Raw genomic sequence first — 18,422 nt, 5'->3', positions numbered from 1 at the left:
ATGTTCGGATTTTTATAAGATAACATCTAATTCTGACAAAGATTCCTAAAAACTGGCGTTCGTTCTGAAAAATGTTATACTAAATAAAGAGCACTAAAATCAACACTAGAAAGGCTTGAGTTCAACTTCGTGTTAACTCACGCAAAATCAATACATGTCAAACAAAAAATTAATTGCCATTGACCTTGATGGCACAACCTTGCAATCCGATGGTGTCACCATATCAGACTATACAAAAAACATCTTCCAATCAGTCAGAAAAGAAGGCCACCAGATAGTTATCGCAACAGGTCGTCCCTATCGTATGGCGATTCAAATCTATAACGATTTAAATCTTGAAACACCGATGATTAATTTCAATGGTGCCATGACCACCGTTCCTGGTAAAAACTGGGAGCATGCTGTGTCTAAGCACATTAACAGATCTCTCGTCTTTGACCTAATTAAAAAGCAACAAGCCTTTAAACTTGATTTCCTAGCCGCAGAATTTCGCCGTAAATTCTTCATTAATTCTTTTGAACATGCTAGTCCTAGCCTTTTCGGTATCAGCAACTTCGAACCTTATCATCAGATGCGGATGGAGAAACTGGACGACGATCCTAACGCCATTCTACTTCAGACACGTTTTACAGATAAATTACAGTTAGCCAACCACATAGATGATTATTTTAGTAGTCAAGTCAGCGTCAGCGCCTGGGGTGGTCAAAATGGTATTTTAGAAGTCGTTCCTAAAGGTGTCAGCAAAGCCTCAGCACTTAAACATTTACTCAAACTCAATGGTCAAGACACCTCAGACTTAATTGCTTTTGGTGATGAACACAATGACATTGAAATGCTTAAATTGGCTGGAACTGGTTATGCCATGAAAAATGCTAGTGATACACTCCTTGCACATGCTGATAAGCAAATTGTTTACAGTAATGATGAAGATGGTGTCGCAAGAACACTTGAAAGTCTGCTACTATAAAAAAAAGCTAAATCTGATTAAGATTTAGCTTTTTTGTTGCCGACTAGAGCAAGAAGGACGAGAGAAATAATTGACAAAACAAGGAGAATTCCTGTTTCTTGTCCAATTTGTCCTGTTAGTGAAATCACTTGTCTGAATCCTGTGACAGCATAAGTCATTGGCATCCAAGGATTAATTTTTTGGAAGAATGTACTTGTCAAGGCAAGTGGATAAGTTCCTGCACTGGCTGCTAGTTGTAACAAGAGCAAAATCAGCATGAGGAAGGCACCCGGTTTTCCTAACCAAGTATTAAAGAATGTCACGATGAACATAAAGGTAAAGGCAACCAGAATCGTGAAACCAAACATGGCAAATTCATGATTAGCAGATAGCCCTAGAACATGAACCGCAAGATAAACTAGGATACCTTCACCAACAGCAATTACGCCATTGACAGCCAATCGACCTAATAGATAATCACGACGATGTTTAGCTTTTTCACCTGATAGCGTACCTGAGATAATCATGTTTGTCGCTACTGCACCGACAAACAAGGCAACAGACATCATGTATGGTGCCATACCGACACCATTTTCAGGCGAGTTATCTTTATCTGTGTGCGTCAATTTAAGTGGTTTAGCAATCTTTTCAGCGTTGGTTTGCTTAGTTTGATTAGTAGCGAGTTTTGTTTTGGCTTCACCCAGGCCAGTTGCTAATGTACTTGCACCATTTTGGAGCGTTCCGATACCAGTCGTTAAAGTATTAGCACCAGTTGCTAACTGAGTTGAACCATTTGAAATTTGGCCTGCACCAGTTGCTAACTGTCCTGAACCTTCTAGTAATTTAGCTGAATTTTGGTTCAATTGGTTAGCACCAGTCGCAAGTTTAGCAGCACCAGCTGTAAGCTGAGCGTTGTTGCTGACTAAGTTTTGAGCACCTGTATTTAATTGCGCAGTTGCTGTACTAAATTGTGAGACACCTGCTGTTAATTGGTTTTTGAGCAAGGCAGTCCCGGCGCTGATCTGTTGCGCGCCTGGTAAAATTTGCGTATCTACAGCATTTTTGGCAGTCGTTAAACCTGTTGACAGTTGTGCAATCGCTTGATGTGCTCCTGGTAAAGCAATATTACTTCCGCCAGCAATTTTCGCAATGGTTGCTTTATTGACATCTTGCGCAGCTTTTAAAGCTGTAAGCTGTGTTTGTAAATCATTTGCAGCAGTTGATAAAAGATTGAACTCATTTTTATCAATCGTTATCAATCCCTCAAGTGTTTGTTTATCAACTTCAGATGCACCTTTATAAGCATCCGTTTCCTTAAGTGTTGTTAATTTTGTTGCTTGGTCTGCTTGCATTTTTTGGAGCGTTGCACCTATATTAATTAGGTCTTGTGTTAAACTTTCTGGAATCGCTGAATTTTGAACACTTTGATTATAAGCTTGAATGCCTTCATTAAGTGGTGATAACTGCTCTTGTAATGCGGCTATATTGGCTTGAACGTCTGGTGCTAATGTCATCCCTTTAGACAGTTCACTCAAGCCATTACTCAAGTCTGAACTGCCTTTTACCAATTGGTCAATATCATTGAGTTTTTCTGATAACTGACCAGATGCCGCATTCAATTTACTATTGCCTTCAGCAACTTGAGTAGCGCCGTTGGTGTATTTGGTAACGGCTTGGGATAAATCATTGGCACCATTAGAGAGCGTTGTCACACCAGCTGTATATTGGCCTAGACCAACGTTCAAGGTCTCTGCACCGTCTTTAAAAGTCAAGCTTGATGATGAGAGTTTATCTAAGTTTGTCGCGATTTGGTTAGCACCCGATTTTAATTCACCACTACCATTGACTAACTGATCGCTACCATCTGCAGCCTTCGTTACACCATCAGACAAAGTTGTCAGATTTTCAAAAATCGTTTTCGTGTAGGTTTTGGTGATGTTTTCGGAAACTTTTTCTTTTAGCTTTTCCATAGCAGATTCGCTCATTTTGCTTGCGATAAAGTTATGACCGACAGATGTTTGATAATGAATCACGGCATCAGTCGGATCGTTACTTACGAGACTACCTGCATTTTTTGAGAAATCACTAGGAATTGTGATTTGCATATAATACTTATCATCTTTGAGCCCTTTTTGTGCGGTTCTATTACTTACAAAATGATAATCCAAATCACGACTTTTCCCCAATTCATCGACTAGGTCGTCGCCCAGATTAACTGTTTTACCGTTAATCGTTGCCGATTTGTCTTCATTGACTACAGCAACAGGTAAGTCGGATATTTTACCGTACGGATCCCACATTGAACTGAGGAATATCAGATTATAAAGTGCTGGTATTGTTGCTAACGCAACAATAATGACAATAAAAAACTTATTTTTTCGGATGGCTTGCCATTCTTTTTTGATCATTACTATCTCCTTTAATTGAACTTCTAGCTAACTTCTTTAAAAAGATATTTTTTAAAAAAGTTTACGACTCCATCGTACCACTTTCAGTATCTTGTTTTTTTTGGACACCTTGTCTTTATTTATATTTTTTATTATAATACTTGTAGATGAGATATCAAGTATTTGATACAAGAAAATGGACACTCTGTTCATTATTGTTTTAAAAAATTTATAGAAAAGGCTTTCATCATGACTGATATTCGAATTACTAAAACCCGTCGATCCATTGAAATGGCAATGAGCGACTTACTCAAAGAAAAAACGTTTGACCAAATTACAACAACAGAATTAGTCAAACGTGCAGGAATTAGTCGCTCTAGCTTTTACACTCATTATCAAGATAAGTATGAGATGATTGATCAATATCAGAGTGTTTTTTTCACTAAAGTTGAAACAATTTTTGATCAAAACGGTACGGATGTACACAATGCCATCTTTGAAATTTTTGATTTTCTTTATCAAGAATCTGTTCTATCCGCTTTACTTTCTGAAAATGGCACTCGAGAAATTCATATCTTCCTCCGTCAAAAATTGAAAGCCTTATTAAAAACAGTCATTCCAACACATTTAGGGCCGAAAAAACTTGATCAGATTAGGATTGACTACCAAACTACCTATTCTGCCCATGCTATTTTCGGAATGGTCCAATTGTGGATTAAGCGTGGAAAAAAAGAAAGTCCGAAAGAAATTACGGACACCTTAATTGCGATTGTGGGCCATTTTTAAAATAAACCAGCCAAACCAGCAAAGGGATTATCGTCATCGTTAATCTCTTTTTCGTTTTGCTTACTTAACAGTTTTTCAGCTTCTTGTGTATCTTTCATAGCCTCATAAACACGCGCCGTCATTCTAGCATCGGCTAAGGCATTGTGCGCATTTTTCTCAGCGACATTGAAAAATTCAGCTATAGATTTTAACTGGAAGTTCTTCATCCCATGCAGTTTATTGTCGCGCATGCTATCAGCAATTTCATAGACGTCTAAAGCATAAGCGTAGGTCAAATCGAGACCATTCGTAAGTAGTATCGGTAGGTCAGATTTATTGGCATTATAGCCAATAACAGGTAAGTCCCCAATAAAAGTTTTCAAGTCTGCTAAGACGGTTTCTGCCTTATCTGCCGTCAAAACCTTTTCTTGCGTAATGCCTGTCAACCCGACAACAAAAGAGTTAAGTGGCACATCCGAATAAACAAAAGCATCGAAATCTGCCGTTTCATTACCATTGTCAAATCGAACTGCCGATACTTGAATCAGATGTTCAATATCATCTACTGTATTAAATTCCAAGTCAAATGCGACATACTTTTCTATACTTTCCATTTTTACCTCATGTTCTCAGTTATTTTTGGTTTGACTGTCTGCGTAAACGCAACTTTTTTCCTCCATATTCTACCATATTTCAGGAGAAATTGGGGAAATCAAAAAAAGCACCTCAGTGCTTTTAGAAAAAATGTTGCTTAAAAATTTAGAAATGTTGCAATCAAAGCGAGAATCGCTAGACCACCTTGGGTCAAAATGATTTTTTTATTGCTAGTCACGCTACCATAGAGTGCAACAAGAATGATGTAAATCAAGATGAGGCGTGTTATTTCAAGTGATGCTGATGATAGATAGACACTGTAAAGCAGTCCCAAGCCAATCAAACCATTGTAAACACCTTGGTTTTTCAAGAGAACATTAATTGTCTCGTTTTTCAAATCATTTTTGGCGATGTTGAAAATACGACTTGTTGCGTCTGAAGTTGTTGCGATTGTTTCAATATACATAATGTAAAAGAATTCAAGCGCAACCAAAGTAGCGAGTATAGTAGATAAAATAGTCATTTTAATTTTCCCCTTTTAGATGATATGTTTATTTAAATGTTGTAAATTTATCAGCAGCTAAGCGAACTGAATCATAACCGACCTCTGCTGCTTTCCCGATAGAAAGCACCATAACTGGTACAAAACGTTCAGGATCCAAACCAAATGCTGCCGCCAATTGATCTGCTTCAAAACCACCAATTGGATTAGTGTCATAACCATGTGCACGCGCGCTCAACATCAATTGCATAGCAGCCAAACTAGAGTCGATTTTAACAACATCGTTCATTTGCGCTTTCGTGAAGTTTTTGTAGTAAGGAATGATTGCACCAATTTGTTGGTCGCGCACTTCTTGTGACATTTTGCCTTCTGCAACAGCTTTGTCATAGATTTCTTCACCAAATTCATAACATAACATATCACCAAAAATCAAAATCATAGCAGATGATGTATCATTTTGACGTGTGTTGAAACGAATGAGTGGTTTTAAATTAGCTTTTTCTTCATCGCTTTCAACGATAACAAAACGCCAAGGTTGCATATTCACTGAAGAAGGTGCAAGTGTAGCCTCCTCAATCATTTCCAACATTTCTTCCTGAGAAATTTTAACCGTCTCATCGTAAACACGGATTGATTTTCTGTTGTAGGCGATATCTGAAAAATCATTATTTTTTAAAGTTGTCATTATATAGCTTCTTTCATTTAGTTATTTTATTTAATAAGGTTAAGAGTTGCGCTTCTTCTTCATCACTAAGCCCAAAGTACAAGTCCTTTTCCAAGGACTCATGGTGCTGCTCACAGTTAGCCAGTTCTTTTTGAGCAAGATCAGTAATCTGAACATAAACTTCACGATTGTTGAGATCATTTCGTTTACGTGTGACATAGGATAAATCCTGTAGTCGTTTGAGATGACGAGTCACAGCCGCGCGATCGATTCCCAACTCATGTTGCAATTGCGTTTGCGAACAAGGTCCCTGCGCATTGATAAATAAGAGCATTTCATATCGCGTAATACTAAAACCAGTACTCTTTTCAAATCGGCTAACCAATTCCTGATTGGCTAACTTTAATTGATAGAGTAGCTTACTTTTATTGACAAGTGTCAAGGCTATCTCTCCCTTCTCCAACTATTATTGACCGGTCAACAGTTGATAAGTCAATATTACCATGTGCCCTATTTTTTGTAAAGACATTTAACTCGAAAAATTAAATTGTCACTAAAACAAATCCGATACCGAAAAACACAACAAGGTAGATCACATTAATCAAGGTAAATTGACGCACAAATTTTTTGACCGTACCATCATGAGCAAATGCCTGATACTGTCTGAGCGCAAGGAGATTGGCCAGAGAGGCGATGAAAGTCCCAAGACCACCAACGGTAACACCTATATAGAGAGGCGCCACGTGATCTGTAAACTTAGACAGGAGCACTGCAGCAGGGACATTACTAATGACTTGACTCATGCCAACCGAAGACGCAAAGACTGAACTGTTATGCGTCATATAAGTCGACAGAAAATCATGAATCAAGGGAATTCGACTGACCGCACCGACGATGATAAAGAAGTTGATAAAGGTCAAAATAATGCCGTAGTCCACTTCTGCTACAATCTCTCCCTTAATCCAGATAGCACAGGCCAAACTAGCAACCAAAGCAAACCAAATTGAGATAACTGACAAGACACCCAATAGGACAACAAAAGTTGTGACACCTAAAACAACCACTTGCTTGAGATAGATGTCAATATGTGGTGTTTTAACAACTCCTATTTTAGCTTTTGAAAAGCCAAACAAAACGATAAACAACGTCGCCAAACTGATGAAGCCAATCGGTAGCGACAGCTTCAAAAAAGCCAAGATATCCAAATGAAAATAAGATACCAAATAAAGATTTTGAGGATTACCAAAGGGCGTCATAGCACTACCAAGATTGGCGTAAACCGTCATCAAACTCACCACCCCAATCGTCGGTAGTTTGACCTGCTTTCTGATATTAAAAACAATCGGAATCAGTGTCAAAATCGCCACATCATTGGTAAACAGCATGGCACCAAAAAAGGAAAAGAGCAAAATCACCATAACAATCGCCCTAATCGACTGACATTTTTCGATAATGACATTTGCGATATACCTGAGCAGATGCAACTTCTCATAAATCGCAATCGTGACCATGAGACTGAGCAAAGCGAGAATCGTTTTCAAATCAATATCGCTTAGATGAACAGTGCCTAGGCTTAAAGCCAGAACTGCTAAAAACAAGGTCACTAAAAATGTTTTATCCCTAATAATTCGATGTAAATTCGCTACCATGTCCTATCCTTACCCCTTAATCGCTGATTGAGCTATCTGTTATTTTATCATAAACTAAAGTCGAAAACAGCTTTTACGGCCTAATAAATCATACAATTACATCAAAAATTGACAACTGATAAAAAACAATACAAAAAAACACAACTGCTCTGAGTACAAAACAATTGTGTTATTCTTTTGAATTTTATAATTCAACAATCTTACCAGTTTTCAGATAAACAATCCACTCGCACAGATTTTTAGCGTAGTCGCTGATCCGTTTCAAGTACATGATTGTCAACAAGTAATCTTTACCTGTTGTAATCGTTTCTTTGTTTTCTTCCATAGCTGATAATGTCTTATTTTGAATTTCGCCGTACATTTGGTCAACTGTGTCATCCCAGAGTGCAATTTCTCGCGCACGTTCAGCATCACCTTGAATGTAAGCGTTAAGTGCCGCATCCACGATTGATTTAACACGTTCACCCATGAGTGAAATATCTTCTTCAACGACATGAATACGTTCTTCACCTTTCAGGCTAATCGTTGCTTTGGCGATAGAAACTGCATGGTCACCCATACGTTCTAAGTCTGAAGAGGCTTTCAAAACAGTAATAATCGTCCGCAAATCATGAGAAACGGGTTGTTGTAAAGCGATCATTTCTAATGACTTAGTTTCCAATTTTGTTTCTTGATCATTGATTTGTTGGTCAGCTTCAATCACTTCTTCTGCCAAATCACGATCATGACTAACGAAAGCACGGACAGAACGGTTGACTTGAGCAGACACTTGCGTGCCCATCGAATAAAACTGGTTGTGCAGTTTATTAAGTTCTTCTTCAAATTGTGTTCTTAACATATCATTCCTTTCTTAATAGGTCTTTTAGACAAGTTTTAAAGTCAGCGTATAATGATACAACGCTCAACCAAATTTACCCGTCACATAGTCCGATGTTGACTGTTCTTTTGGATCCAAGAAAATTTTCTTAGTTTTATCGTACTCGATCAGTTCACCATTTAAGAAAAAGGCTGTCCGATCAGAAATTCGACTAGCTTGTTGCATTGAGTGTGTCACGATTAAAATCGTATATCTCTCTTTTAAGTCTAACAGCATGGTCTCAATTTTACCAGAAGAAATTGGATCGAGTGCGGATGTCGGCTCATCTAGCAAGAGAATATCAGGATTGACAGCTAGAACCCGAGCAATACAAACACGCTGCTGCTGACCACCTGAGAGACCAAGCGCTGAACAATGCAGCTTATCCTTGACCTCATCCCAAATATTAGCAGCCTTCAATGATTCCTCAACTGCTTCATCTAAAATCGCCTTGTCCTTCACACCTTTAAGCCGCAAGCCGTAAATCACATTTTCATAGATAGAAAACGGAAACGGGTTAGGCTGTTGGAAAACCATGCCGATTTCCTTACGCAGCTCAACCATATCTGTTTTTGAGCTATAAATATCGCCATCTTTATACATGATTTTACCCGTCACTTTAGCTGAGGGAACTAAATCATTCATCCGATTAATTGAGCGCAAAAGCGTCGATTTTCCTGATCCTGACGGTCCAATCAAGGCAGTGATCTCACCCGGATAAAAATCCATGTTGATATCAAATAATGATTGCTTTTTGCCATAGAAAAGCGATAAATTTTTCACTTGTAAAATAGGTTCTGTCATAATGTTTCCTTAATCTTATTGGTTAGGCGCACTATTAGTATCTTGACATCTTAAAGCCTTCAACCATGCGTCCCAACATTTTAACCGAAATGTCCTGATACATAATCCCCAGTAGATTTAAGCTCAGGACGCGTAAAGATTTTTGCCGTCTTATCGTACTCGATTAAATCACCTGAATAGAAAAATCCAGTATAATCACTTGCACGCGCTGCTTGTTGCATATTATGCGTCACGATAATGATTGTATAATTTTCTTTGAGTGCCATCATCGTTTCTTCTAGCTGCATCGTTGAAATTGGGTCTAGTGCTGATGCTGGTTCATCCATCAATAAAATATCTGGCTTAACCGCAATCGCACGCGCGATACACAAACGCTGTTGCTGACCACCCGAAAGTGCCAGGGCTGACTTATCTAAGTCGTCCTTCACCTGATCCCAAAGTGCCGCTTGTTTTAGAGACGTTTCAACAATCTCATCTAGTGTTTTCTTATCTTTAATACCTTGACGCTCAAGCGCAAAGGTAATATTACGATAAATTGATTTTGAAAAAGGATTGGGACGTTGGAAAACCATGCCAACATGCTTACGCATTTCATAAACATTGACGTTTTCTTTGTTCACATCAACACCCTGATAGTTAATCTCACCTGTTACTTTTGCAATCGCAATCGTATCATTCATTCGATTCAAACTACGCAGATAAGTTGATTTACCAGAACCAGAAGGTCCAATCAAAGCAGTAATTTTATTTTTTTCAAACTTCATATCAATTCCCTTGATCGATTCATTGCTACCGTAGTAGACATGTAAATCTTTTGTTTCAAGGGCAATTTCATGGCCATCAAGACCAATGATATGACGTTCTTGCCAATCATAAGTTGCCATTATATCGTCATTTCCTTTCTTCCTGTTTCATTTTCCTGTTTTACGATGCTGTCAATTTGCTATGAATTTTCTTGCCGATAAAGCGTGCACCGAAATTAAACAAAAGAACAAAGATAATGAGGACAGCACTTGCACCTGCAGAGACTGCTGCACCATCTGGTACAGTGCCTTCACCGTTGACTTTCCAGATATGGACAGCCAAAGTTTCTGCTTGACGGAAAATAGAAATTGGTGAGCTAACTGACATTGGATTCCAGTTTGACCAGTCAAGGGCAGGGGCAGATTGACCAGCTGTATAGATGAGCGCTGCTGCTTCCCCGAAGATACGACCAGATGACAAGACAACGCCTGTCACGATACCAGGCAAGGCTTCTGGTACAATCACGTGTAATACTGTTTCCCACCGCGACAAGCCCAGAGCTAAGCCGCCTTCACGTTGCGTATGATGCACCGCTTTTAGCGATTCTTCGACATTACGCGTCATCAAAGGGAGGTTAAAGACAGTCAAGGCTAAAGCACCTGAGATAATTGAGAAACCATAGCCAAATTGAACAACGAAGATCAAGAAACCAAACAAACCAACGACTACTGAAGGAAGTGAGCTCAAGATTTCAATCGATGTTCTAACCAAGTTAGTTACCCAAGATTTTTGGTTGGCATATTCAGAAAGATAGATGCCAGCACCAAGTGACAATGGAAATGAAATAATCATCGTAATCACAAGTAAGAAGATACTGTTAAAGAGCTGAATACCAATCCCGCCACCTGCTTCATAGGCTTTTGAGGGACTTGTCAAGAAATGCCAAGAAATATGCGGCAACCCTCGAACGAGAATATATAGCAATAAAGAGGCCAGAATGACGACGATAATGCCAGAAATAATATAGAGGACACTTGTTGCCATTTTATCAACTTTTTTAGGATTCATTATAAGCTTCCTCTCTTCGCAATAGCGCGCATTCCAATGTTAAATAATAAAGACATGAGTAATAGAATTAGCGCGAGTGACCATAGGACATTATTTTGAACAGTGCCCATGATTGTATTTCCGATACCTTGCGTCAAGACAGAAGTCAGCGTTGACGCAGGTGATGTTAAACTTGTTGGCAAAATTGCGGCATTACCAACAACCATCTGAATGGCCAAGGCTTCACCAAAAGCTCGAGCCATACCAAATACAACAGCGGTTAGAATCCCAGGTGTTGCTGCACGTAGCAATACACGCCAAATTGTCTGCCACCGTGTTGCTCCTAAGCCGAGTGAGGCTTCTTTATAAAAGCTAGGTACAGCTTTCATGGCATCCACTGTCATGGAGGTGACGGTTGGTAAAATCATAACAAAAAGGACGAAGATACCTGATAGAAGACCAAAACCAGTCCCACCAAAGACACCGCGAATAGCTGGTACAACGACTGTCAAGCCGATAAAACCATAAACAACAGACGGAATCCCAACCAATAACTCAATAACTGGTTGCAATAATTTAGCACCACGATTTGGTGAGATTTCTGTCATAAAGACAGCAGCACCAATGGCAAAAGGTGTTGCTAAAATCGCTGACAAAACTGTTACGATGAGTGACCCAGCAATCATCGGTAGCGCACCAACTAAAGGTTTACCATCAGGACCAAGCTCTGACGGATTCCAAGTCGTCCCAAACAAGAATTTGAATGGATTAATCTTGTCAACAAAAAAGGTTGAGAACCCTTTTTGTGCGACAAAGAAGAAAATCATAGCAACAACAAAGACAATAACAGCAATACAAAAGAAGGTAATTGTCTTGCCAAATTTCTCTAGTTGGGAATTTTTTGATTTAGAAAGTAACTTTTCTTGAATATTTTCTTTTTTCATTCGATTTAATTTCTATATTAAGTGTTAGGGGGATTCGGCATGCAAACCTCATTACATCCCCCTCATTTAAGCGTTAGGCAATATTATTTTGTCGTGACACGACCATCAGCATCACGTTCCACGTGCATCTGATTAACAGAAATATACCCCATTTTTTGAACAAGACTGTCTTGAACTGCGTCAGACAAGACGTAATCTAAAAATGATTTTGTCAGGCTATTAGGTTGCCCTTTGGTATACATATGTTCATACGCCCAAATCGGCCAATTGTTATCAGCAACATTAGCCGTTGTCGGATCGTACCCATCAAGTGAAATTTTTGTCACTGATGTATCTATATTTGAAAAAGCAAGGTAGCTAATCGCACCTGGGGTTTGCGCAACAATAGATTTAACCATACCAGATGAATCTTGCTCTTGAGAGTTTTTGGCTGGTTTACCATCCATAATCCAACGTTCAAATGTTGAACGTGTACCAGAACCTGTAGCTCTATTGATCAAGACAATTTTCTGATCTTTGCCGCCAACTTCTTTCCAGTTACTAATTTCACCAGTAAAAATTTGACGTAGCTGATCTGTTGTTAAAGCCTTAATGCCTACTTTTTTATTGACAATCGGTGCAATCCCTACGACTGCAACCTTATGATCGACCAATTTTTTAGCATCAATCCCATCTTTTTCTTCAGCGAATAAATCCGAGTTCCCAATTTGAACGGCGCCAGACTGGACTTGTGACAAGCCAGTTCCTGAACCACCACCCTGAACATTAATAAATTTTCCTGGATTTTCTTGGGCAAATGTTTCAGCTGCAGACTCAACTAAAGGCTGTAAGGCACTAGATCCTACAGCCGTAATTGATTCACCTTTGTCTATCCACTTGGCACAACCTGATAATGTCGCAAGGACTACCAAGGCTGAGGCCAAAAGTACTATCTTTCTCCTCATAACTCCTCCAAATCGTTCAATACTTCTATTTTAACATTTATGCCGCGGATAAATGTAAATTTTGTGTAAAAACTTTGGAGGTTTTGCTATGTACCAGCAAATTTGACTACTCAAACTTGCGTCGTTGATACCGTATTGATTTTGAACATTGAACGATTTGAAATGTTAACGATTTATCTTATTTGATTTTACCATCTTGATCGCGGGTTACTTTCATATCTTCGATAGAGAGGTAACCTAATTTTTCAAGGAGTGCTTTATTTTTTTTTACAGCAGTGATGAATTTTTCTTGACCATCTGTTGTGTTACCTTTTTCTGTATACATGTGCTCGTAAGACCAGATTTTCCAATCATTTGTTGCAACATTTTTTTCAGTTGGTTTCACACCATCAAGTTCAAGTGCTTTAACGCTGTCTTTGATATTTGAGAAGGCAACGTAGCTAATCGCACCTGGTGTTTGTGAGACCATTTGTACAACTGCGCCTGATGAATCTTGTTCGCTTGCTTTAACAACTTGTGTGTTTTCAAGACCATATTTTTCAAAGTTAAAGCGTGTACCTGAACCTTCAGCACGGTTGATAACTGTAATGGCTTGATCTTGTCCGCCGACTTCTTTCCAGTTCTTTACTTTGCCTGAGAAGATATCTTTAAGTTGAGCAGTTGTCAAACCTTCAAGTTTAATGTCTTTATTAACAATTGGCGCAAAACCTACAACAGCAACTTTATGATCTTTAACTTTTTCTGCTAAGCTCGCATCTTTTTCTTCCGCGAAAAGGTCAGAATTCCCAATCTGAATCGCGCCACTAGAGACTTGTGATAAACCAAGACCTGAGCCACCACCTTGAACAGTGATTTGTAGGTTAGTGTTCTCTTGTGTAAAGCTCTCAACATTAGCTTCTACCAAAGGCTGCAAGGCTGTTGAGCCTGCGACAGTGATTTTTTCTGCCTTAGCTGTTGATGATGAAGAAGATGCTGTGCCTGAAGATTTTTGTCCGCAAGCTGCGAGTGCAAAAAGTGAAACAGCTGCTGCTGCGATCAAAACTGATTTTTTCATGATTTTTTCCCTTTACAAGACCTAACGCCCACTAAAATCAAAATCGCTCATCGCCCAAACTTGGATAGGCTTAGGCTAACTAATTTCTCTTTTTAGTGTTTGTCATTATTTTTTATTTTTTGTAGGCACCATTGCCTTACAAAAATAATTATACCGCTGAACCACCAAATCTTGTGTAAAAGTTCCGCCGATTTTTTGTAAAAATCATGTAAAAGAATGGTAAAAAAAGACGCTTAACGGCGTCCTTTAATATCAAGAAAAGTATTGCGAAACCATGTCTATGTTTTTAGTCTTAAAAACGTCATTATGTGTTGAAACAATGAGTTGTGCCTCTGCTGTATTATCCAGATAACGAGCAGCTTGACTAGCTGCATTTGAGCCTTCTGTCATACAAGACGCTAGCATATAATTTTTATCAGGATAGCTACCTAAATCACCAACAACATATAGACCTTCAATACTTGTTGTCGTATCTGCTTCATTTTTAATGAAGTCATGACCATGTTGGTCAACTGTTTCTAATTCAAAATTCTCAAACGTGATTGTGTTGGTTTCCCGTTTCATCCCCAGATGAATCAAGACTTGCGAAACAGGAATAATCTGTCCATCGGATAAGGTAACGGAAGAGATGAGGTCTCCTTCCGATGTAAAATCGCTTACCTCAACTTGCGTTAAGGCAGTAACATTTGCCGCAAAATGTTCGGTATTTGGAAAGTCTGTTTTTTTCGTGACTAAAATTACCGCTTTAGCGACTTGTTGGAGTAGAATGGCATAGCTAGACAGGGATTCAGGATTGCCATAGAGAAGGACAGTTTGACCCGTATACTCCTTGAAGTTAATCACTTCACTAACAGGATAATGGAGATTTTCATAGGCATCAGGTATTTTCAGCTTTCTAGGCTGAATAATCCCTAAAGATGATGCCAAAATAACCGTTTTTGCTTGGTATTCTTGCTCACTTTGAGTCGTTAAGGTAAAGCCGGTTTCTTCTTTTTTGATGTGCTTTACTTGTTGATTATAAGCAATATCCGGTGAGAATTGTTGAGCAGCGTCTAGTAGATTGTTTGCGATATCACTCGCTAACTTGCCTTGAGCGCCTCCTAAATCCCAGATGATATTTTCCTGATATAAGGGAATTCTGCCCCCCAGTGTTGCGCGTGCTTCAAGTAACTTAACTTTTAAACCACGGATACCACACGAAAAACTACTATAAAGGCCAGATGGTCCGCCACCTACAGTCACAACATCATAATTTGTTTCTGTCATTTGGTTACCTCGTCTATTTTTTGGCAAGTTCAGGATATACGACTTTGGCAAATTCTTCAAATCCTGCGAGCGATTGATAGCTATAACCAAACATATAGTTATAGTTCAAAATGTAAACTTTTTTATTTTTAATCGCTTTTAAGTTTGAAACTTTATCACTACTATAAAGACCTTTTACAGTTTTTTCAGCATTATCTGTGTCATCCCATTTTGGAATGATGATAATATCTGGGTCAGATTCTATGATTTTTTCAATACTTACCGTACCTGTTGGCACATCATAGGCTTGTTTGAGTTTCAACATTTTGAACAAACTAACAGAGAATGTATCACCAGTTAATGAGTAACCACTGATGTCAGCTGGGTCATTTGAATGGATGTAAGCAAAGGTCTGTGTTTTCTTGACATCTTTTAGACTGTCTTTCAAAGCCGTTTCACGTGCTTTTAACTCACCTTTAAATTTATCTGCAGCAGGCTTCACATTAAAAATTTTACCAAGATTGTCTATATCGCCATAAATCGAATCAAATGTGCCACCTTTGATGGATGTCTTCATAATGTAAGTTGGAATGTTCATTTCATTCAATGACTCAACTGTCCCAACGCCCCACTCAGATTTCTCAAACAAGCCACCACGACCAAAAACCATGTCTGGGTCAACTGATAAAGCTGTTTCCTGTGGGATATAGTTATCACCTAGATTTTTAAGCTTGTCAAATTCGGCTTCAACGCTCGCATCTTTCTCACCAAAAACTGCCCCTACACCTGCGATTGATTTTTCAAGTCCGAGATGAAGTAAAAGTTCAGCCATCGGGCGGGTATTGGCTAGTACTTTTTTAGGTGCATGCGTAAATGTTTGCGTACTTTCAGGCCAAGTTGGGTCTGCTTTCGAATCACTTCCCACACTCTTTCGATAGTTTTTAATCGTCAGTGGATAAGTCGTCTTATCTGATTGACTTGCCGTTGATGTTGATTTTTCTGTCGTTTTTTGAGCACAAGCAGCTAATGTCAAAGCTGATAAACCTAAAATAGTTGCCGTTATAATTTTTTTCATTTTCTTCCTTTCTGCGCCTTCACTTTGTGAAGACTTGAAACTTGACCTCGGCTTTCGCTCCGTCCAAGCAGAGTCATTCGCGAACTACTGCCGTTCAAAGTCCTTTATACTATATTGAATAATGAAACCCCAGTCGATGCGTAATTGGATTTTCATAAATTTGACACTTGACTTGATAAATCTCAGCGATTAATTCTTCTGTCAGGACTGCCTCAGGCGTCCCTTGCGCAATGACTTCACCATTTTTCAACGCATAGATGTAATCACAATATGATGCTGTCAGCTCCAAGTCATGGAGTGCAACAAAGGTTGTGATATTAAGATTTTGAACCGCCGTCAAAATCTCTAATTGATAGCGAATATCCAGATGGTTGGTTGGCTCATCCAATATCATAACTTGAGGCTCTTGGGCAATGGTTCTGGCTAGGATCACCCGCTGCTTTTCCCCACCAGACAAGGAGATATAACTCCTGTCTTTGTAGTTCATCAGATTCGTTCTTAAAAGCGCCTCCTGTACGCGTTGGTAATCATAGAGATTATCTGCCTCCATCATTTTTTTATGAGGTGTTCTACCTAACAGAACCATCTGCTCAACTGTCAAGTCAAAGTTCAGTTCATTAAACTGGCCTACCACACCCAGATGTTTTGCTACCTTTTTATTAGGCGAATTCAAAACATCAATATCATCTATATAAATCGTCCCTTGTGTCGGGGCGATACTCTTGTAAATACTTCTTAACAATGTCGATTTGCCTGAACCATTGGCACCAATGAGACCGACCGTTTTTTTATCTGGTACCTCTAAGGAAACCTGACGCACAATCGACTGATGCGCCACTTCTATCTCAAGATTTTGAATAGATAATTTCATTTTTAGCCCCCAAAACTGTACCCTTTTTTAATGATAATGTAGATAAATAGCGGTGCACCAATCATGGCTGTAATAATCCCAATCGGAAGTTCCACATTATGAATCAAAATCCGAGAAATCAAATCCGCCCAAATAATAAACAAGGCACCACAAACGGCTGTTAACGGCAGTGTCACCTTATGGTCACTACCAAATAAGCCGCGTACAATGTGTGGCACGATGAGACCGACAAAGCCTATCATACCTGAATTTGCGACGATGAGTCCTGTTATCAGCGAGGTCATAGCCATATAGACTCGGCGGTATTTACCGAGTGAAACGCCTAGTGTAATCGCTGCCTCATCTCCCAAAAGCATCACATTTAAGATTCTTGACTGCGTCAAGAAGAAAGCCAAAACCAGTAAAACGGGCACAATCACCATGCCTAATTTAGACCAAGTTGCTGATGCGAGACTTCCCATCAGCCAGAACTGAATTGTTTTAATCCCTTCAGAGTTACCTGCTAGATAAACAATTAAGTTCGAGATAGAACCAAATAGGCTGCTAATGACTGAACCCGATAAAATCAACTTGACACTTGTCATTCGACCACCAATATTGGACAACATCAGAACGGATAAAGTCGCAAGCATAGCGCCGGCGAAAGCACCAATGCCAACGCCAAACTGAGATAAAATCGAGCCAGACCCAAAGCCAATCAAAATAGCAAAAGTTGTGCCAAGAGATGAACCGGATGAAATCCCTAAGATATAAGGGTCAGCCAGCGGATTTTGAACGACTGCTTGCATGACTGTACCACATAAGGCCAAACCCAAACCTACAAAAATTGCCAATAGAATCCTTGGCATCCGGATAAACCAGATGATGTTGATAGAAGAGATTGGTAAATCCTTAATCTCACCAATTGTACCGTGACTTATCTTGTTGACTAAAATACGACCGACATCCCAAAATGAAATCTCAGCCTGACCATTGCTGACCGAAACGATAACAGATATGATAATCATCATCAGAAACAGTACAACCCATACAATCATCGGTATTTTCCGTTTCTTGTTGATGGTAAACATTTCTTCCCCCTTATATATTTGGACTTCAAGCTACTCTAGTCAAATCCCAGATGACAAATTTATACGCAATATTATCTCTAGCTTTTCAGTCTCATTATTTTTTATAACTATTTCAGTATACCCGACTTTCGACAAAATGTAAATATGTTTTTACTTTTTTTGTCATACTATTTTGTCAATTCGATTTATTTAATGACAAAAAAACAGCTTGCGTAAGCAAGTTGTTTTTTAAAATAGTGTCTTTAAAATAGTGTTATAGAT

Annotated in this window: 19 protein-coding genes; 2 read left to right on the top strand and 17 right to left on the bottom strand. The window is 39.0% G+C overall.

All coding sequences use genetic code 11. The annotated features are described in order from the left end of the window. Positions 1 to 154: 154 nt before the first annotated feature. Positions 155 to 967, top strand: a complete 813-nt coding sequence (locus HZR21_RS03400) for an HAD family hydrolase (protein ID WP_180746390.1) — start codon at positions 155 to 157, stop codon at positions 965 to 967. A 17-nt stretch (positions 968 to 984) separates the two neighbouring features. On the opposite strand, the gene HZR21_RS03395 is transcribed toward HZR21_RS03400, so the two are convergent. Beyond that, positions 985 to 3,354: a YhgE/Pip domain-containing protein gene (locus tag HZR21_RS03395; RefSeq protein WP_180746388.1), complete on the bottom strand. Its 2,370-nt coding sequence runs from the start codon at positions 3,352 to 3,354 to the stop codon at positions 985 to 987. A gap of 225 nt (positions 3,355 to 3,579) precedes the next feature. Here HZR21_RS03395 and HZR21_RS03390 point away from each other — a divergent pair, with 225 nt between their 5' ends. Further along, complete coding sequence (locus tag HZR21_RS03390; RefSeq protein WP_180746440.1) at positions 3,580 to 4,119, top strand: TetR/AcrR family transcriptional regulator; 540 nt, start codon at positions 3,580 to 3,582, stop codon at positions 4,117 to 4,119. Here the strand turns inward: HZR21_RS03390 and HZR21_RS03385 are convergent. The 16 genes from HZR21_RS03385 to HZR21_RS03310 all read right to left on the bottom strand — a co-directional run bounded on the left by HZR21_RS03385 (position 4,116) and on the right by HZR21_RS03310 (position 18,161). Beyond that, positions 4,116 to 4,712 carry a 3'-5' exonuclease gene (locus tag HZR21_RS03385; RefSeq protein ID WP_180746386.1) on the bottom strand — a complete coding sequence of 199 codons (597 nt, stop codon included), beginning with the start codon at positions 4,710 to 4,712 and terminating at the stop codon, positions 4,116 to 4,118. The two genes, HZR21_RS03390 and HZR21_RS03385, sit on opposite strands and share 4 nt — an antisense overlap. Positions 4,713 to 4,849: 137 nt before the next feature. Further along, on the bottom strand, positions 4,850 to 5,215 hold the full coding sequence (locus HZR21_RS03380) for a DUF1304 domain-containing protein (protein ID WP_180746384.1): 366 nt from the start codon (positions 5,213 to 5,215) through the stop codon (positions 4,850 to 4,852). Positions 5,216 to 5,243: 28 nt separating this feature from the next. Next, a complete protein-coding gene (locus tag HZR21_RS03375; RefSeq protein WP_180746383.1) occupies positions 5,244 to 5,879 on the bottom strand; it encodes a nitroreductase family protein in 636 nt (211 codons plus the stop codon). Positions 5,880 to 5,892: 13 nt separating this feature from the next. After that, on the bottom strand, positions 5,893 to 6,300 hold the full coding sequence (locus tag HZR21_RS03370; RefSeq protein WP_003137783.1) for a MarR family winged helix-turn-helix transcriptional regulator: 408 nt from the start codon (positions 6,298 to 6,300) through the stop codon (positions 5,893 to 5,895). A 100-nt stretch (positions 6,301 to 6,400) separates the two neighbouring features. Beyond that, on the bottom strand, positions 6,401 to 7,507 hold the full coding sequence (locus HZR21_RS03365; RefSeq protein ID WP_180746381.1) for an SLC13 family permease: 1,107 nt from the start codon (positions 7,505 to 7,507) through the stop codon (positions 6,401 to 6,403). A 184-nt stretch (positions 7,508 to 7,691) separates the two neighbouring features. Next, the gene (gene phoU / locus HZR21_RS03360; RefSeq protein ID WP_180746379.1) at positions 7,692 to 8,345 is read right to left on the bottom strand and encodes a phosphate signaling complex protein PhoU; all 654 of its coding nucleotides are present in this window, start codon (positions 8,343 to 8,345) and stop codon (positions 7,692 to 7,694) included. A gap of 63 nt (positions 8,346 to 8,408) precedes the next feature. Continuing rightward, entirely contained in the window at positions 8,409 to 9,167 is a 759-nt protein-coding gene (pstB, locus tag HZR21_RS03355) for a phosphate ABC transporter ATP-binding protein PstB (RefSeq protein ID WP_180746377.1), read from the bottom strand. Between the two features lie 80 nt (positions 9,168 to 9,247). Beyond that, positions 9,248 to 10,051 carry a phosphate ABC transporter ATP-binding protein PstB gene (gene pstB / locus HZR21_RS03350; protein WP_180746375.1) on the bottom strand — a complete coding sequence of 268 codons (804 nt, stop codon included), beginning with the start codon at positions 10,049 to 10,051 and terminating at the stop codon, positions 9,248 to 9,250. Positions 10,052 to 10,091: 40 nt separating this feature from the next. After that, the gene (gene pstA, locus HZR21_RS03345) at positions 10,092 to 10,979 is read right to left on the bottom strand and encodes a phosphate ABC transporter permease PstA (protein ID WP_003137778.1); all 888 of its coding nucleotides are present in this window, start codon (positions 10,977 to 10,979) and stop codon (positions 10,092 to 10,094) included. Continuing rightward, the gene (gene pstC, locus HZR21_RS03340) at positions 10,979 to 11,902 is read right to left on the bottom strand and encodes a phosphate ABC transporter permease subunit PstC (protein ID WP_003137777.1); all 924 of its coding nucleotides are present in this window, start codon (positions 11,900 to 11,902) and stop codon (positions 10,979 to 10,981) included. The genes pstA and pstC overlap by 1 nt, the downstream gene beginning before the upstream one ends. 83 nt (positions 11,903 to 11,985) lie before the next feature. Continuing rightward, positions 11,986 to 12,846, bottom strand: a complete 861-nt coding sequence (locus HZR21_RS03335) for a phosphate ABC transporter substrate-binding protein PstS (RefSeq protein ID WP_040525630.1) — start codon at positions 12,844 to 12,846, stop codon at positions 11,986 to 11,988. A 178-nt stretch (positions 12,847 to 13,024) separates the two neighbouring features. Continuing rightward, positions 13,025 to 13,900, bottom strand: coding sequence for a phosphate ABC transporter substrate-binding protein (locus HZR21_RS03330; protein WP_180746373.1), 876 nt, complete (start codon positions 13,898 to 13,900; stop codon positions 13,025 to 13,027). A gap of 252 nt (positions 13,901 to 14,152) precedes the next feature. Then, positions 14,153 to 15,166 carry an NAD(P)/FAD-dependent oxidoreductase gene (locus HZR21_RS03325; protein WP_180746371.1) on the bottom strand — a complete coding sequence of 338 codons (1,014 nt, stop codon included), beginning with the start codon at positions 15,164 to 15,166 and terminating at the stop codon, positions 14,153 to 14,155. 13 nt (positions 15,167 to 15,179) lie between these two features. Beyond that, entirely contained in the window at positions 15,180 to 16,220 is a 1,041-nt protein-coding gene (locus HZR21_RS03320; RefSeq protein WP_003137771.1) for an ABC transporter substrate-binding protein, read from the bottom strand. 109 nt (positions 16,221 to 16,329) lie between these two features. Next, positions 16,330 to 17,091 (bottom strand): ABC transporter ATP-binding protein, encoded by a 762-nt coding sequence (locus HZR21_RS03315; protein WP_003137769.1) that lies wholly within the window; start codon positions 17,089 to 17,091, stop codon positions 16,330 to 16,332. A 2-nt stretch (positions 17,092 to 17,093) separates the two neighbouring features. After that, on the bottom strand, positions 17,094 to 18,161 hold the full coding sequence (locus HZR21_RS03310; protein ID WP_180746369.1) for a FecCD family ABC transporter permease: 1,068 nt from the start codon (positions 18,159 to 18,161) through the stop codon (positions 17,094 to 17,096). Between the last annotated feature and the right edge of the window lie 261 nt (positions 18,162 to 18,422).

Source organism: Pseudolactococcus laudensis, from assembly GCF_013449735.1.
Lineage (GTDB): Bacteria > Bacillota > Bacilli > Lactobacillales > Streptococcaceae > Pseudolactococcus > Pseudolactococcus laudensis.
This window is presented reverse-complemented; position numbering and strand designations above follow the sequence as displayed.

What these genes read in the sequence shown, in the direction of transcription:
- HZR21_RS03375 (WP_180746383.1), bottom strand. Translation starts at nt 5,879, where the DNA reads ATGACAACTTTAAAAAATAATGATTTTTCAGATATCGCCTACAACAGA.
- HZR21_RS03325 (WP_180746371.1), bottom strand. Translation starts at nt 15,166, where the DNA reads ATGACAGAAACAAATTATGATGTTGTGACTGTAGGTGGCGGACCATCT.
- pstB (WP_180746377.1), bottom strand. Translation starts at nt 9,167, where the DNA reads ATGACAGAACCTATTTTACAAGTGAAAAATTTATCGCTTTTCTATGGC.
- pstC (WP_003137777.1), bottom strand. Translation starts at nt 11,902, where the DNA reads ATGAAAAAAGAAAATATTCAAGAAAAGTTACTTTCTAAATCAAAAAAT.
- HZR21_RS03380 (WP_180746384.1), bottom strand. Translation starts at nt 5,215, where the DNA reads ATGACTATTTTATCTACTATACTCGCTACTTTGGTTGCGCTTGAATTC.
- pstA (WP_003137778.1), bottom strand. Translation starts at nt 10,979, where the DNA reads ATGAATCCTAAAAAAGTTGATAAAATGGCAACAAGTGTCCTCTATATT.
- HZR21_RS03310 (WP_180746369.1), bottom strand. Translation starts at nt 18,161, where the DNA reads ATGTTTACCATCAACAAGAAACGGAAAATACCGATGATTGTATGGGTT.
- HZR21_RS03320 (WP_003137771.1), bottom strand. Translation starts at nt 16,220, where the DNA reads ATGAAAAAAATTATAACGGCAACTATTTTAGGTTTATCAGCTTTGACA.
- HZR21_RS03330 (WP_180746373.1), bottom strand. Translation starts at nt 13,900, where the DNA reads ATGAAAAAATCAGTTTTGATCGCAGCAGCAGCTGTTTCACTTTTTGCA.
- HZR21_RS03385 (WP_180746386.1), bottom strand. Translation starts at nt 4,712, where the DNA reads ATGGAAAGTATAGAAAAGTATGTCGCATTTGACTTGGAATTTAATACA.
- HZR21_RS03365 (WP_180746381.1), bottom strand. Translation starts at nt 7,507, where the DNA reads ATGGTAGCGAATTTACATCGAATTATTAGGGATAAAACATTTTTAGTG.
- HZR21_RS03335 (WP_040525630.1), bottom strand. Translation starts at nt 12,846, where the DNA reads ATGAGGAGAAAGATAGTACTTTTGGCCTCAGCCTTGGTAGTCCTTGCG.
- phoU (WP_180746379.1), bottom strand. Translation starts at nt 8,345, where the DNA reads ATGTTAAGAACACAATTTGAAGAAGAACTTAATAAACTGCACAACCAG.
- pstB (WP_180746375.1), bottom strand. Translation starts at nt 10,051, where the DNA reads ATGGCAACTTATGATTGGCAAGAACGTCATATCATTGGTCTTGATGGC.
- HZR21_RS03315 (WP_003137769.1), bottom strand. Translation starts at nt 17,091, where the DNA reads ATGAAATTATCTATTCAAAATCTTGAGATAGAAGTGGCGCATCAGTCG.
- HZR21_RS03395 (WP_180746388.1), bottom strand. Translation starts at nt 3,354, where the DNA reads ATGATCAAAAAAGAATGGCAAGCCATCCGAAAAAATAAGTTTTTTATT.
- HZR21_RS03400 (WP_180746390.1), top strand. Translation starts at nt 155, where the DNA reads ATGTCAAACAAAAAATTAATTGCCATTGACCTTGATGGCACAACCTTG.